14 protein-coding genes are annotated in these 13,390 nt (G+C 47.4%); 3 read left to right on the forward strand and 11 right to left on the reverse strand.

The window, feature by feature from the left end; genetic code table 11:
• Positions 1-61: 61 nt before the first annotated feature.
• The 6 genes from hscB to trmJ form a co-directional block, all read right to left on the reverse strand.
• Positions 62-610, reverse strand: a complete 549-nt coding sequence (hscB, locus tag Q1A41_RS06140) for a Fe-S protein assembly co-chaperone HscB (protein ID WP_299975914.1) — start codon at positions 608-610, stop codon at positions 62-64.
• 116 nt (positions 611-726) lie between these two features.
• On the reverse strand, positions 727-1,050 hold the full coding sequence (iscA, locus tag Q1A41_RS06145) for an iron-sulfur cluster assembly protein IscA (RefSeq protein ID WP_299769422.1): 324 nt from the start codon (positions 1,048-1,050) through the stop codon (positions 727-729).
• A gap of 49 nt (positions 1,051-1,099) precedes the next feature.
• Entirely contained in the window at positions 1,100-1,486 is a 387-nt protein-coding gene (gene iscU / locus Q1A41_RS06150) for a Fe-S cluster assembly scaffold IscU (protein ID WP_299769424.1), read from the reverse strand.
• Positions 1,487-1,538: 52 nt separating this feature from the next.
• On the reverse strand, positions 1,539-2,753 hold the full coding sequence (locus Q1A41_RS06155; RefSeq protein ID WP_299769426.1) for an IscS subfamily cysteine desulfurase: 1,215 nt from the start codon (positions 2,751-2,753) through the stop codon (positions 1,539-1,541).
• 45 nt (positions 2,754-2,798) lie between these two features.
• Complete coding sequence (iscR, locus tag Q1A41_RS06160) at positions 2,799-3,296, reverse strand: Fe-S cluster assembly transcriptional regulator IscR (protein ID WP_299975917.1); 498 nt, start codon at positions 3,294-3,296, stop codon at positions 2,799-2,801.
• 146 nt (positions 3,297-3,442) lie between these two features.
• Positions 3,443-4,243: a tRNA (cytosine(32)/uridine(32)-2'-O)-methyltransferase TrmJ gene (trmJ, locus tag Q1A41_RS06165; RefSeq protein WP_299975919.1), complete on the reverse strand. Its 801-nt coding sequence runs from the start codon at positions 4,241-4,243 to the stop codon at positions 3,443-3,445.
• A 266-nt stretch (positions 4,244-4,509) separates the two neighbouring features.
• On the opposite strand from trmJ, the gene Q1A41_RS06170 reads away from it, so the two are divergent.
• Entirely contained in the window at positions 4,510-5,310 is an 801-nt protein-coding gene (locus tag Q1A41_RS06170; protein WP_299975921.1) for an inositol monophosphatase family protein, read from the forward strand.
• Positions 5,311-5,405: 95 nt separating this feature from the next.
• On the opposite strand, the gene Q1A41_RS06175 is transcribed toward Q1A41_RS06170, so the two are convergent.
• Positions 5,406-6,824 carry a sodium-dependent transporter gene (locus tag Q1A41_RS06175; RefSeq protein ID WP_299975923.1) on the reverse strand — a complete coding sequence of 473 codons (1,419 nt, stop codon included), beginning with the start codon at positions 6,822-6,824 and terminating at the stop codon, positions 5,406-5,408.
• Between the two features lie 305 nt (positions 6,825-7,129).
• A complete protein-coding gene (locus Q1A41_RS06180) occupies positions 7,130-7,558 on the reverse strand; it encodes a YiiD C-terminal domain-containing protein (protein WP_299975926.1) in 429 nt (142 codons plus the stop codon).
• Positions 7,559-7,807: 249 nt separating this feature from the next.
• On the opposite strand from Q1A41_RS06180, the gene Q1A41_RS06185 reads away from it, so the two are divergent.
• The gene (locus Q1A41_RS06185) at positions 7,808-9,649 is read left to right on the forward strand and encodes an ABC transporter transmembrane domain-containing protein (protein ID WP_299975928.1); all 1,842 of its coding nucleotides are present in this window, start codon (positions 7,808-7,810) and stop codon (positions 9,647-9,649) included.
• A 125-nt stretch (positions 9,650-9,774) separates the two neighbouring features.
• Positions 9,775-11,154, forward strand: a complete 1,380-nt coding sequence (locus Q1A41_RS06190; RefSeq protein WP_299975930.1) for a DEAD/DEAH box helicase — start codon at positions 9,775-9,777, stop codon at positions 11,152-11,154.
• 125 nt (positions 11,155-11,279) lie between these two features.
• Here Q1A41_RS06190 and Q1A41_RS06195 read toward each other — a convergent pair whose 3' ends face one another.
• The 3 genes from Q1A41_RS06195 to Q1A41_RS06205 form a co-directional block, all read right to left on the reverse strand.
• Complete coding sequence (locus Q1A41_RS06195; RefSeq protein WP_299975932.1) at positions 11,280-12,113, reverse strand: hypothetical protein; 834 nt, start codon at positions 12,111-12,113, stop codon at positions 11,280-11,282.
• A 204-nt stretch (positions 12,114-12,317) separates the two neighbouring features.
• Positions 12,318-12,620: a DUF3144 domain-containing protein gene (locus Q1A41_RS06200; RefSeq protein ID WP_299975933.1), complete on the reverse strand. Its 303-nt coding sequence runs from the start codon at positions 12,618-12,620 to the stop codon at positions 12,318-12,320.
• A gap of 146 nt (positions 12,621-12,766) precedes the next feature.
• A complete protein-coding gene (locus tag Q1A41_RS06205) occupies positions 12,767-13,378 on the reverse strand; it encodes an FKBP-type peptidyl-prolyl cis-trans isomerase (protein ID WP_299975934.1) in 612 nt (203 codons plus the stop codon).
• Positions 13,379-13,390 lie beyond the last annotated feature (12 nt).

A 13,390-nucleotide genomic window follows, 5' to 3' on the forward strand; every position in this document is an offset into this window, starting at 1 on the left:
CTTATCGGCAAATTTGGTCGCCAGTGATCACGGTCATACTGCCGGCCAAGCTAATTATCAATTAATCTAAATCGAGCAATTCATCTTCTGCAGCTCGCAACTCTTTAGCGAACTTACTGGTAAAGTGCATTTTAGCTAAAGGCGCAACACAAGCAGAAAACTCTCCAGACTCATAACATTTAACAAATTCAGCTTGAATTTTTTGCTCAAGCGATCGCTGCTCAGCATACAAAGCTTGTAGTTTCTTTTCTGCCACCGCCTCATCACTCGCAATCAATTGACGTAATTCAGAAAGCTCTTCTCGCCACTCCATTTGCTGCATCAAAAAAGCTGGATCTTGATGTGTTTTGTTTTCAAGATTGGATTCGCAACCCGCGAGCTCCAGTAGATACTCAGCCCGTTTAACATTCACACTTAGTGTTTCAAAGGCCTGATTTACATAAGCCATGGCCTGCACAGCCAAACGCTGCTGTTGCGCACCTTCGGCACTAAATTTATCCGGGTGGCATTGAGTCTGTAGCTTGCGATGCGCTGCTTTTAGCGCAGCCAAATCAATATCAAAGCTCGGCTCTAACTGATAGAGGGCAAAATAGTTGTCGCTTAGATCCATAAATATGCTTACTTGTTCTCGCCGAGTAACGACTTACAAAGTTCATACAAAAAAGCCGGGGAAACGCCCCGGCTTTAATCTTTTCAACTGCGACGCTTACAAGCTTATGACACGAATTAAACGTGAAAGCTCTCGCCACATCCACAGGCGTTTTTAGCATTGGGGTTGTTGAACTGAAAACCTTCGTTCAAACCTTCTTTTACGAAGTCCAGCTCTGTGCCATCTAAATAGGCCAAACTCTTTGGGTCGACCACTAAGCTAAAGCCACCTTGATCGAAAGCCTCATCCTCTGGATTAAGCTCGTCAACAAATTCCAACACATAAGACAAGCCGGAACAACCTGTGGTTTGAACGCCTACTCGAATACCAACGCCTTTACCGCGTGTACTCAAGTGACGCTGAACATGCTCTACCGCTGAATCTGTCATGGTTAAGGCCATGATATTACCGCTGCCTTTTAGCTAAAATTATAACGGAACCGATGAAGTCTTAGTCTTCACCGCGTTTTTCGCGTAAATCGCGTACTGCGGCTTTAATAGCATCTTCAGCCAAAACCGAGCAGTGGATTTTTACCGGAGGCAAAGCCAACTCTTCAGCAATCTCAGTGTTTTTGATCGACTCAGCCTCACCCAAGGTTTTACCCTTTACCCACTCTGTTAGCAGTGAGCTTGAAGCAATGGCTGAACCGCAGCCGTAAGTCTTAAACTTAGCATCTTCGATGACACCTTCGTTATTCACCTGAATTTGCAGGCGCATTACATCGCCACAAGCTGGGGCGCCGACCATACCGGTACCTACGCTGTCAGAAGCCTCATCTAACTTGCCAACATTACGAGGGTTTTCATAATGATCGATTACTTTGTCACTATAAGCCATTTTATTTACTCCACCTTAGCTACGCTAAAGGCTATTGCTTAATGAGCTACGCTTAGTGCGCAGCCCACTCAATTTTACTTAAATCAACACCATCTTTATACATATCCCAAAGCGGCGATAACTCGCGCAATTTGGCTACGGCGTGGCGTACTTTTTCGATCACAAAATCGATCTCTTCTGGCTTGGTAAAACGGCCGACACCGAAGCGGATCGAGCTATGAGCCATCTCATCATCAACGCCCAGAGCGCGCAGCACATAGGAAGGCTCCAAACTGGCCGAGGTGCAAGCCGAGCCCGAGGATACAGCCAAATCGCGCAAAGACATCAATAATGACTCGCCTTCCACATAGGCGAAACTAATATTGATATTGGTAGATACACGCTGATCAAAAGAGCCGTTTACAACAACTTGCTCCATATCCTTCAAACCATCCCATAGACGCTGCTTTAAGGCGTTACAATGATCGAAGTCTTGCTGCATTTCAGCTTTAGCTAAGCGGAACGCCTCACCCATACCAACTATCTGATGGGTTGCCAAAGTGCCCGAACGGAAGCCACGCTCGTGTCCACCACCGTGAATTTGAGCTTCCAAGCGAACACGTGGTTTACGGCGTACATATAGAGCGCCGATACCTTTAGGTCCATATATCTTATGGGCAGAGAAAGACATTAAATCGACCTTCATCGCCTCAACATCAATCTCGATTTTGCCAGCGCTTTGGGCCGCGTCGACGTGGAAGAAAACCTTACGCTCTCTACACAATTCGCCAATGGCTGCAATGTCAGTAATAGTGCCGATTTCATTATTTACATGCATCAAAGAAACCACGGTGGTGTCTTCTCGCATTGCATCAGCCACTTGCTGTACGGTAATTAATCCTTCGGAATCTGGATCTAGGTAGGTAACCTCAAAACCTTCACGCTCAAGCTGACGACAAGTATCTAAAACGGCTTTATGCTCGATTTTCGAGGTAATAATATGCTTGCCTTTGCGCACATTGAAATGAGCCACACCTTTGATAGCCAAGTTGTCGGACTCGGTAGCACCGGAAGTCCAGACGATTTCGCGTGGATCTGCATTGATAAGATCGGCGACCTGCGCCCTAGCGTTTTCAACCGCCTCTTCAGCTTTCCAGCCGTACACATGTGAGCGGGAAGCGGGATTACCAAAATTGCCATCCATAGTTAGGCAATCCATCATTAACTCAGCCACGCGCGGGTCCACTGGCGTTGACGCAGAGTAATCCAAATAAATCGGTAACTTCATGATTTAGCCTTCAATATCCCGGGTTCTACCCCGGGTTCACGGTTATCAACCCAAGCTAGCGGTAGTAATTCGCTGCATTGAGTTGGCCTCTGCCTGTTGCAGGGCTTCTTCTTTATCCAGACGCTCAGATACTTCTTGTATATCTTTGCGGGCCACTAAACTGGCCAAACTGATTCCACTTAGGAAATCATGGATCTGCTCACTTAAGTCACACCATAAGTGATGCGTTAAACAGGTAGCTCCATTTCTGCAGCTACCACTGCCACCGCAGTTTGTCGCATCAATCGATTCATTGACAGCATCGACAATCTGAGCAACAAAAATCTCTTCACTCGGACGACTCAAGCGATAACCACCACCTGGGCCGCGCACACTACTTACTAAGTCATTTTGACGCAATTTTGAAAACAGCTGCTCCAAATAACTTAGGGAGATCTCTTGTCGCTTCGAGATTCCTGCCAGGCTAATTGGGCCATTGTCGGCATGGAGCGCTAAATCCAGCATTGCTGTGACCGCATAGCGGCCTTTTGTTGTTAGTCTCATTATCAGGCTTCCAGCATTGAGGCGCGGCGCGCATTATTAAAAAACCTAGGATTAGAGTCAAGAATAATACCTAGTATTTAACTCAGGTATATACCCTAGCATTCTACTCAGGTTTAAGCAATATACACCTTTATGCTATAAAGCTATTAATCAGAATCTTTCGACTTAAGCTTATTCTCCGTGTGATAAACGTAATTCTGCATAGCCGTTAAAACACCGCGGAGAATGTTTAACTCCATTTCATCCATACGCACGCGACTATATAAGCGGCGCAGACGAGTCATGGTTTGACGCGGGTTATCAGGCTCCAAGAAGCCAATCTTCTCCAAGGTCTGCTGTAAGTGCTCATAATAATGCTCCATCGCCTCACTCTTGGCAGGCGGCATATCCCAATCGTCAAAACTTAGGGCCTTGCCTTCACGCTCATATTCGATACAAGCCAGCCTCATTTCATAGGCTAACACCTGCACAGCAGCACCTAGATTGAGAGAGCTATAATCGGGGTTGCTAGGAATGTGGACATGGTAGTTACATTTCTGTAGCTCTTCGTTAGTCAGCCCGCGGTCTTCACGACCAAAAACCAAGGCCACATCATGCTCTTCGGCTTCTGCCCAGGCTCGCTCGCCGCATTCTCGAGGAGTTAACATTGGCCAAGGGATTCTGCGGTCTCGAGCGCTGGTACCCACTACTAGGGCACAGCCAGCAATAGCCTCATCCAAGCTATCAACGACTACCGCCCCATCAAGTACATCAACCGCATTTGAAGCGCGCCAGACCGCTTTATCTGCTGGGTATTCTTTCGGAGCAACCAGATATAAACTAGCCATCCCCATATTCTTCATAGCACGAGCTACGCCACCGATATTGCCAGGGTGGGACGTATTGACCAAAACGATACGAATTTTCTGCAAACGTTGGCTATTTTCTGGAGCTAAACTGTCGGCCATGTTGATTCCTACTGACTTACTGGACTGGCCTAGGGCCAAAACGGCGGCAAGTCTACCCGAGAATAGCGCCGCTCGCCAGAGCAGCGGCTGCAAAGGCTATATAGATAGACCCGCCTCTCTCGCCCCAAAGTCATTTTGAAAGCAAATTATCACCCTAAAACCGCAATATTATTGGCTAGCGCAGCAACTCGCTTTACTCTATAATCGCCGCCAACCGCTGCGCTGGCCGCAGCCGTATGTTCTTTGACAATTGAAATTGGTGATCCATGGAACCCATGCTGACTATTGCCCTGCGTGCTGCACGCAAGGCCGGCGAGCTTATTGAGCGCGCCCTGGAACGTGTCGACGTTGTAGCTTTTGAAGAAAAAGGCCGCAATGATTTCGTAACTGAAATCGACCAAGCTTCCGAAAAAGAGATTATTTACCATCTACGTAAAGCCTACCCAGACCACACCATTCGCGGTGAAGAGACAGGCCTAAGCGTTGGTGAGAACAGTGATTATGAGTGGATTATTGACCCACTTGATGGCACCACCAATTTCATTCACGGCATTCCCCACTTTGCCGTTTCTATTGCCTGTAAATATAAAGGCCAGATCGAGCACGCTGTTGTGCTAAACCCCATCACCCGAGAAGAATTCACCGCCAGCCGTGGCCGGGGCGCCGCCTTAAATGGCCGACGTATCCGTGTATCTCCACGTAAAGGCATGGACGGCGCATTGATTGGCACCGGCATTCCTTTTAACGGTTACGCCTTCGAGCACATGACTCCCTACTTAGCAGCAATGCACGAGATTGCTGGTCAGACCGCTGGAATCCGCCGCCCTGGCGCTGCTTCCCTAGACTTGGCTTATGTCGCTGCTGGACGTTTTGATGGCTTCTGGGAGATGAACCTACAAGAGTGGGATATCGCAGCAGGTGTTTTGTTGGTTAAAGAAGCCGGCGGTCTAGTGTCCGATTTTAAAGGCGGCAACAGCTTTATGGACAGCGGCAATATCGTTTGCGGCACACCAAAAGTCTTTAAGCCATTGCTGCAAATTGTTGGCAAGCAGATGGGCAATATCTAAAACCCCACGGGCCGTAGGTCCAGAGTTTTACACCCTACAAACAAAAAAGGGGGAGAACGAAAGTTCTCCCCCTTTTTTATGATCAGCAGATCCATTTAGCCAAAGAAGCTCAAACCAAAATACTTGGTGGCTACGGTATTCACGAATATAAGCAATAGCACCAACGGAATAAAGGTAGACAGGGAAAAGTTAACGTACTTCTCAGCAAAGGAGCCACGATAGCTCTCGTCGCCCTGCTCTAGCTCTTCATTAAAGTTGTGCTTCTTCCAGCGATAAACTACAAACAAACAAGCCAGCAAACCATTTAGCGGCAAAATGGTGTCGTAGAAAATATCGTATACCACATCAAATAAAGACTTATTCGCCCCAGCGTACTCCATAAACTGAGTTAGAAAATCAACACGCCCAAAGCTCAGGATACAAGCCACGGTAAACAAACCCATGGTCACACCTAAAATGCTCAACGCTTTTTTACGACTGTAGCCTTTCTCATCAACCAAGCTCGCAGTTGGCACCTCAGTAATGGATACCAATGAAGTCAGAGCGGCGAAGAAAACCAGGGTAAAGAACAAAATTGCAACAATACTGGCACCAACATAACCAATGCTTACCTGCATCGCTAAGAAAATCTTTGGCAAAAAGCTGAAGATCAAGCTGACCGATGAATCACTCAAAGCATCAGTATCGGTAGCTGGGTCGAAAGAGAAAATCGCCGGCAAAATCATAAGGCCTGCAGAGAATGCCACCATGGTATCGGTCAAGGCCACAAACTTGGCCGAGCTGACAACATTTTCTCGGCGCTCCATATAGGAACCATAGGTAATCAAAATGCCCATACCCAGAGACAAGGAGAAAAACGCCTGAGATAAAGCACCATTAATGACCGAGGCATTGATCTTGCTGAAATCAGGAACTATATAGTACTTAACCCCCTCCATCGCTCCGTCCAAGGTTAGGACAAAGATCACCAAACCAAGCAGCATAACGAATAAGCCAGGCATCAAAATCTTAGCACCCTTTTCGATACCATCTTTAACGCCACTAACGAGAATAAAGTAGACCAAGCCTACTACCACCAACAAATGAATAAATACCTCATTGCTGTTGATAAATTGACCAAAATAAGACGGCTGCGCCAGCTGATCCAGATTCCCCATCAGCGCGGCAACCAAGTAGCCGAAGATCCATACCGTGATCACACTGTAGAAAACAGCAATCATATAAGGGGTAATCACCGCAAGCCAACCCGCAATAGACCACAAACCACCGCCTGCCGAGCTGCTATAAGCCCCTAAAGGATCTTTTTGAAAACGGCGACCGATAGCTAGCTCAGCCATCATGACCGGAAGACAAATCAATGCCACAAATATGGCGTAAATAAATAGAAAGGCGCCCCCACCATTCTTAGCGGCACCCACAGGAAAGCCCACCAAGTTACCGATACCCACCGCACTGCCTGCGGCGGCCAGAATAAATCCTATACGGGACCCAAAATGCTCTCTGGCTGCAGTCATAAATTGTCTCTTCTAAGTATTATCATCTTTTAGCTGCCCAGCTCTTTGGCCAAGCTTTTTGTCATCATCGCCCATTTGCCGCTTTTATGCCAGTCAATCACTATTCATATCTGAACAACATGAAGAAAAGCTAGGTGACAACTGCAGGCAAGCAATAACTGTAGGCTTGCTAACTAGACGAGCTAAGGACGGGATGCCGCAAACAAGCTACAGCAGCAGGAATGGTAGCAGCAATAAGTAGAAGAAAGGCGACACAGGGAGAGATTAAGCAAGGAGCACAGCTCCCTGCTTATAGGTTTAAGCGCTTAGGCTTTTAACCACACATAGCGAGCTTCAGAAATAGCAACAACCTCACCATTATCATCGGTTAGCTCTTGCTGGTGCTTCATCTCCGCCTTACCATTCGCCAGAGTTTCCTCTTTCATGCGATCCAGATCCGCAATATCCATCTGCATATCCACATGAATATCAGTCATGGCCGGGCGACGATAGCGAATGTTCATTTCAGCGACGATGGGGTATATCTTTTCGCCCGCCAAGTAATCGAGGAACAAGACGCCACCTGGAAACTCTGCCAAGGTGAATAAAGAGCCTGCATACATGGTACCCACGTGGTTTGCATTCGGGGCCAATGGCATTTTAGCTTTAACTCTGCCAGGGCTTATCTCGATAACATCTGCGCCCATATGGCCAAGAATGGGTATGCTAATTCCAACGTCTTTTGCATCGCTCATTATTTTTCTCCATAGAATATGTCTTTTTAGATGCCGCGGCGGGCATAGCTATCATCATACTCATGTGAAGGTGCAATGGCTTTACCAGAAGTGACAAAGCATTTACCGATTTGCTCAGTAAGCAGAACTACTCGCGCAAAGGCTTTACAAAAACTAACCCACCAATCACTTACAACCCTTGTTATTTATGGCTCTCACAGCCATTGTAAACCAACAACCCTGAAAATATTTTGATAGCAGTGCCGATTTATGAGCTCATCGATAAACTCCGTGGAAAGTGAAGCCCCAAATGAGGGCGCGAGCAACAGTGACGAGATAGGGAAAACCTCCCAAGAACAAGATAAAGCTAAAGGCAATCGCCTAAGCGTTTTGCTTGAGCTTAGCCCCTTTGTACGCCCCTACAAGAAGACCTTAATAGCCGCCCTATTCGCCCTTCTTTTAACGGCGAGTGCAAGCTTAGCTATTGGGCATGCTGTACGCCTGTTGATCGATCAAGGCTTTGTAGGTGGCTCTCTCGAAGAACTCAATCAGGCCATCTACTTTTTAATAGCTATTATTTCGGTAATTGCATTCGGTACATTTATTCGCTTTTATTTAGTGTCTTGGCTTGGGGAAAGAGTCTGCGCCGATATACGCACTAAAGTGTTCGATCACCTTTTGACGTTAGAGCCAAATTTTTTCGAAACCAATCGCAGTGGCGAAATAATGTCTCGCCTAACCACCGATACCAGCCTGCTAGAAAATATAATCGGCTCCTCTTTATCCATGGCTCTGCGCAACAGCCTCACCTTTATAGGCGGGCTGTTAATGCTGTTGCTGACTAACTTTAAATTAAGCCTGATCGTGCTCAGCGCGGTACCGTTAATTTTAATTCCGCTTCTTGTATTTGGCCGCCGAGTGCGGACACTTTCTCGAAGCAGCCAGGATCGAATTGCCGATATGGGCACTTATGCCGGCGAAGCCATTGAACACATTAAAACGGTTCAGAGTTTTGGCCAAGAAAACTATGAGCGTAAAGCCTTTGCCACAGAAGTTGAAAATGCCTTTAAGGTGGCCCGCAAAAGAATTAAGCATCGCGCCCTACTTATCGCGGCCGTCATTCTATTTGTATTTGGCGCCATCAGCGGCATGCTCTGGGTGGGCGGCTATGATGTACTGCAAGGGAAAATGAGTGGCGGCGATCTAGGTGCATTCGTGTTTTATGCCGTCATGGTAGCCAGCGCTGTCGCGACGCTTTCAGAAGTTTTTGGCGAACTACAAAGAGCAGCTGGTGCGGCCGAGCGACTTGTCGAGCTAATTAATGTCGAGCCTAAAATCAGTACCAACAGCGAGCCAAACAACTCGCTAGCTGAGCCGGCTCGACAGTTAGAGTTTAAATCTTTGAACTTCTCCTACCCCAGCCGCCCCGATCAAAAGGCACTGGACAACTTCAGTTTAAATATACCCGCTGGGCAAGCTGTTGCATTAGTTGGTCCTAGCGGCGCTGGCAAGTCGACTGTATTTGAACTGGTGCAACGTTTTTACGACCCGGAATCGGGCGAGCTCACGCTATCCGGCATTAATTTGCGTGAGTTGGGCCCGCAGCAACTGCGAGAGCACATGGCCTTGGTGCCACAACAACCCGCCCTCTTTACGGCTAGCGTCGCCCATAATATTGCCTACGGCAATCTTGAGGCTAGTGAAGCTGAAATCATTGCGGCCGCTAAAGCCGCTCACGCACACGACTTTATTATGGCATTGCCCCAGGGCTATCAAACTGAACTCGGAGAGAAAGGCGCTCAGCTATCCGGCGGACAAAGACAGCGGGTCGCGATTGCCCGGGCCATTCTAAAAGATCCCGATATTTTGTTATTGGATGAAGCAACCAGCGCATTGGATGCTGAAAGTGAATACCATGTGCAAGCTGCACTGAATGAGCTCATGAAGAACCGCACCACCTTGATCATCGCCCACCGCTTGGCAACCATTACTCATGCCGACAACATCGTGGTAATGGATCAAGGCAAGATTGTCGCCCAAGGCCGGCATGAAGAGCTGTTAGACAGCTCACCCCTATACAAACGACTGGCCGAACTGCAATTCAATAAATAAGAGCTGAGCCCAGCACAAGCGAGTGAGAAAGCTGAGCTAAGGGCCCGAACACCGGCATAGGCCTAGAGGGGCTTCGATGATATAATCGCGCCCCTTTTCTGCCCTGTAAACCTGAGGTCACATCTTTGAACGCAAGTAACACCCCATTAAACGAGCTTATCCAGGACCGCCAATTGCACCGCGCCTTGGAAGCTCAAGAGCTAAGCACTGCGACCCCAGTACAGGAGATTGCCATTCCAGCGGCCCTAGAAGGCCAGGATCTAATGGTTTCCGCGGCAACAGGCAGCGGTAAGACCCTCGCCTTTTTGCTACCGCTTTACCAAAAACTGTTGGCACAAGACGCCCCCAAAACCGGCACTCGCGCTTTAATACTCTGCCCTACCCGAGAATTGGCCCGCCAAATCCTCAAGCAAGCGACCCTGCTGAATAAATTTTGCAAAATTGAAGCGGCGGTTATTGCTGGTGGTGCCGAGTTTAAATATCAAAAGGCAGTACTTCGCAAGAACCCCGAGGTCATCATCGCCACCCCTGGGCGTCTGGTTGAGCATATCGACAAAGGCAATACCGATTTAGCAGACCTTGAGGTGTTAGTGCTAGATGAAGCCGACCGCATGTTGGACATGGGCTTTAGCGAAGACCTTGAGCGTATTGCTGGCGAATGCGGAGAGAAGCATCAAAGCTTGCTGTTTTCTGCGACCTTGGCACATAGCAAAGCCGAGCATCTAGCCAGCAATATATTGAAAGAACCTAAATCCATTGCGCTAGAGAACCAGGAAGAAAGTCAGCCCGACATTCACCAGCAACGCATTTTGGCTGACAGCCCACAGCACAAAAAGCAGCTCTTAAGCTGGCTGCTTGCCAATGAACGCTTTAACAAAGCGCTGGTATTTACCAATACCAAATCTCTTGCTAGCGAATTGCGCGGCTTTCTTGCCTACACAAAGCAAAGAGTCGGCGCCCTGCATGGCGACATGGAGCAGGAAGAACGTAATCGCACTATGGACCGATTCCGCCGCAATCACATTAATGTCTTAGTCGCGACCGACATTGCCGCTCGAGGACTCGATGTAAAAGAAGTCGATCTCGTCATTAATGTCGATATGGCCCGCAATATAGATGACTACACTCACCGCATTGGGCGTACCGGCCGCGCTGGCGAGCAAGGTGTTGCTATCAACCTAATCAATGCCAACGAATGGAATTTGATGGCGAAAATTGAGCGCATTCTAGAGATAGAAATGGACGCTCGTGTTATCGATGAACATCCCAGCAACTTTAAAGGCCCCAAGAAGATTAAAAGCACGGGCAAAAAAGCGGCGGTTAAAAAGCGTAGCGACAAGGACGATAAAAATAGCAAAAAAGCGAAACCTAAAAAGCGCTTACGCGACCAGAAAAACATCGGCAAACGACGCAAAGCAAGCACTAATCGCGCGGAAGCTCTCGGTGATGGCACCAGCAGCTTCAGCCCTGTTAAGCGTAAACCTATTAAGGATGACAGCGAGTAGCCCAAAGCGCCGCAGCACTTACACCAGGCCATCCAACTGCTTACTTCAAAGTGGAGATGACCTAGATACGAAAAAGCCCCACTTGCTATGCAGGCGGGGCTTTTTAATTTCAGGGTAATCTTAAATTAGAATTGGGTTTTAGTCAGTGCAACACCACCCTGCTGATTACCTTCTCGACTCAACCAAAGCAGTCCGCTTTTGTTTTCATCCCAAACCAGAGCCTCCCATTGGCCATCAGGCTCGATGTCGTAGCGCTGGGCACTAGTCCAATCCAAAGACTTGCCGTCCGCAGAGCGATTAGCACGCCACAAAAAACTGGACATTCCACTCCAACCCAGCTGATACCCCAATAGCGCAAATTCATTTCGCTTTGCATCGAAATCAGCTGCCGTTACTAGCATGTCTACGGGATAACTCGCCGCTGGGCTCACCAACTGTTTGCTTTTGTTTTTATTTAAACGATACAAACTAGTTTGGCCGTCTTGGCGATTTTTACTAAATAGCCAAAGTTCATCATCAACGCTGCTTAAGCCTTCAAAATCAAAGTTATGTACGTTTTTGTCCACCACAGTTTTCGGTTTACCGGCAACAATAATCGTCATCTTATGGGCAGAAACACTGCTGTTGTCATCAGCCTTAGTTAAATCTTCCCAGCTAATACGGTATAAATACAACTCATCTCTCTGAGCAAAATTATCGCCAATATCCGCCACATACAGATGCTTATCATCATGGGCCATTTCTTCCCAATCAAAGTGATGGCCATCTTTGATATTTATGGTTTTTAAAATCTTACCCGCTTCATCAATAGCGTAAATACGGGGCTGGTCACCACTATCATTATGGGTCCACATTAACCCATTATGCTGAGCCAAACCCGAGGTTTCTTCTAAGGTCTTCTCAAGGTCAAACATTTGCGACTTTGCAAAGCTCAGACCCAACTCGCTATGTTGTTGCATACCCGTAAAAGTGCAAGCCGAAGCAAAGCAACTCGCCGACAAAACAGCAAATTTAGCTGCAGACTTACAAAAAGTAGTTTTAATTTTCATCATCGTATTCAACAAACTTTAATGGTCTTTCAATTAAGGCCAACACGTAGCTCCCTCTCTTTTTGAAAGATAACTATTCGAGCACTTTTGCCTTGGCCATTTGCCCTTTTAAGCTTATTCAGCTTCCTCGGGTCTTTCCAATAACTGGTGGTAATTTTCACCATAGTCATCAAGATTATCATCTAGAAAATCCCGAAATCGCGACGCCAAATGTTTAAAATATTCCGAGCGGTCCTCGACAAAATCGGCCTGAGATTCGCTATTAGCGGCCATTATAAAAGTGGCAAAGCGCGCCGCGGCATACATCAGGGCTTCGCTAGCGACACCAGGGTCAGCTACTTGAGCTTTGTCATTAGCAAGGCTTAATGCTTGCTCAACGATTTCCCAGAAATGCTTTTCTAAATCTTGATCACTCATAAATCTACCATTCAAATTCAAGCGCAAAAATTTAAGCGCCCACATTTAACCACTTATATTTAACAATGCCATGACAATGCCATTAGGCGGCTACAAAAAACCCGGCGAACTAAGCCGGGTTTTCACTAAGCTCAATAGCTAAGCGATTAAACGATAGCCAACAACTCGACTTCAAATACCAATGCGGCATATGGACCGATAGCACCACCGGCACCTCGCTCACCGTAGGCCAGCTGATATGGAATAAACAATTTCCATTTAGAGCCAACCGGCATCATTTGCAAGGCCTCAACCCAACCGGCAATAACACCAGTAACAGGAAATTCAGCAGGCTCACCACGATCAACAGAGCTGTCAAATACCGTCCCATCAATTAATGTACCATGATAGTGAACGCGAACCTGATCACTGGCCTTTGGAGTTTCGCCATCACCCGCATTCAATACTTCATATTGCAAACCGCTTTCGGTGATAGAAACCTCACCACGCTTAGCATTATTTGCTAAGAACTCTTCACCCTCTACCGCTAACTCTTTAGCACGCTCCGCTTCTTCAGCTTGCAATTTAGCTTGGATAGCTTGAAAAGCTGCATTGATGTCTGCCGCTGAAACCTGACTCTCCTCGCCTTGCAAAGCATCGGTAAAACCAGCTAATGCCGCTTCGCGATCGAAGCCTGGAAACGGACCTTGTGCCAGCTGGTCGGCCATTTGACGGCCAATGCCGTAACTCGCGTGCTGTTCTTGTGTATCGAATGACATAATTCTCTCTTA

Origin of the sequence: uncultured Pseudoteredinibacter sp. (assembly GCF_947502065.1) — a bacterium.
Classification (GTDB): domain Bacteria; phylum Pseudomonadota; class Gammaproteobacteria; order Pseudomonadales; family Cellvibrionaceae; genus Pseudoteredinibacter.

Excerpts from the sequence above, each read along its gene's own strand:
- hscB (WP_299975914.1), bottom strand. The coding sequence starts at position 610 with ATGGATCTAAGCGACAACTATTTTGCCCTCTATCAGTTAGAGCCGAGC.
- Q1A41_RS06200 (WP_299975933.1), bottom strand. The coding sequence starts at position 12,620 with ATGAGTGATCAAGATTTAGAAAAGCATTTCTGGGAAATCGTTGAGCAA.
- Q1A41_RS06195 (WP_299975932.1), bottom strand. The coding sequence starts at position 12,113 with ATGCAACAACATAGCGAGTTGGGTCTGAGCTTTGCAAAGTCGCAAATG.
- Q1A41_RS06205 (WP_299975934.1), bottom strand. The coding sequence starts at position 13,378 with ATGTCATTCGATACACAAGAACAGCACGCGAGTTACGGCATTGGCCGT.
- iscR (WP_299975917.1), bottom strand. The coding sequence starts at position 3,296 with ATGAGACTAACAACAAAAGGCCGCTATGCGGTCACAGCAATGCTGGAT.
- iscA (WP_299769422.1), bottom strand. The coding sequence starts at position 1,050 with ATGGCCTTAACCATGACAGATTCAGCGGTAGAGCATGTTCAGCGTCAC.
- Q1A41_RS06185 (WP_299975928.1), top strand. The coding sequence starts at position 7,808 with ATGAGCTCATCGATAAACTCCGTGGAAAGTGAAGCCCCAAATGAGGGC.
- Q1A41_RS06170 (WP_299975921.1), top strand. The coding sequence starts at position 4,510 with ATGGAACCCATGCTGACTATTGCCCTGCGTGCTGCACGCAAGGCCGGC.
- Q1A41_RS06155 (WP_299769426.1), bottom strand. The coding sequence starts at position 2,753 with ATGAAGTTACCGATTTATTTGGATTACTCTGCGTCAACGCCAGTGGAC.
- Q1A41_RS06175 (WP_299975923.1), bottom strand. The coding sequence starts at position 6,824 with ATGACTGCAGCCAGAGAGCATTTTGGGTCCCGTATAGGATTTATTCTG.
- Q1A41_RS06180 (WP_299975926.1), bottom strand. The coding sequence starts at position 7,558 with ATGAGCGATGCAAAAGACGTTGGAATTAGCATACCCATTCTTGGCCAT.
- trmJ (WP_299975919.1), bottom strand. The coding sequence starts at position 4,243 with ATGGCCGACAGTTTAGCTCCAGAAAATAGCCAACGTTTGCAGAAAATT.
- iscU (WP_299769424.1), bottom strand. The coding sequence starts at position 1,486 with ATGGCTTATAGTGACAAAGTAATCGATCATTATGAAAACCCTCGTAAT.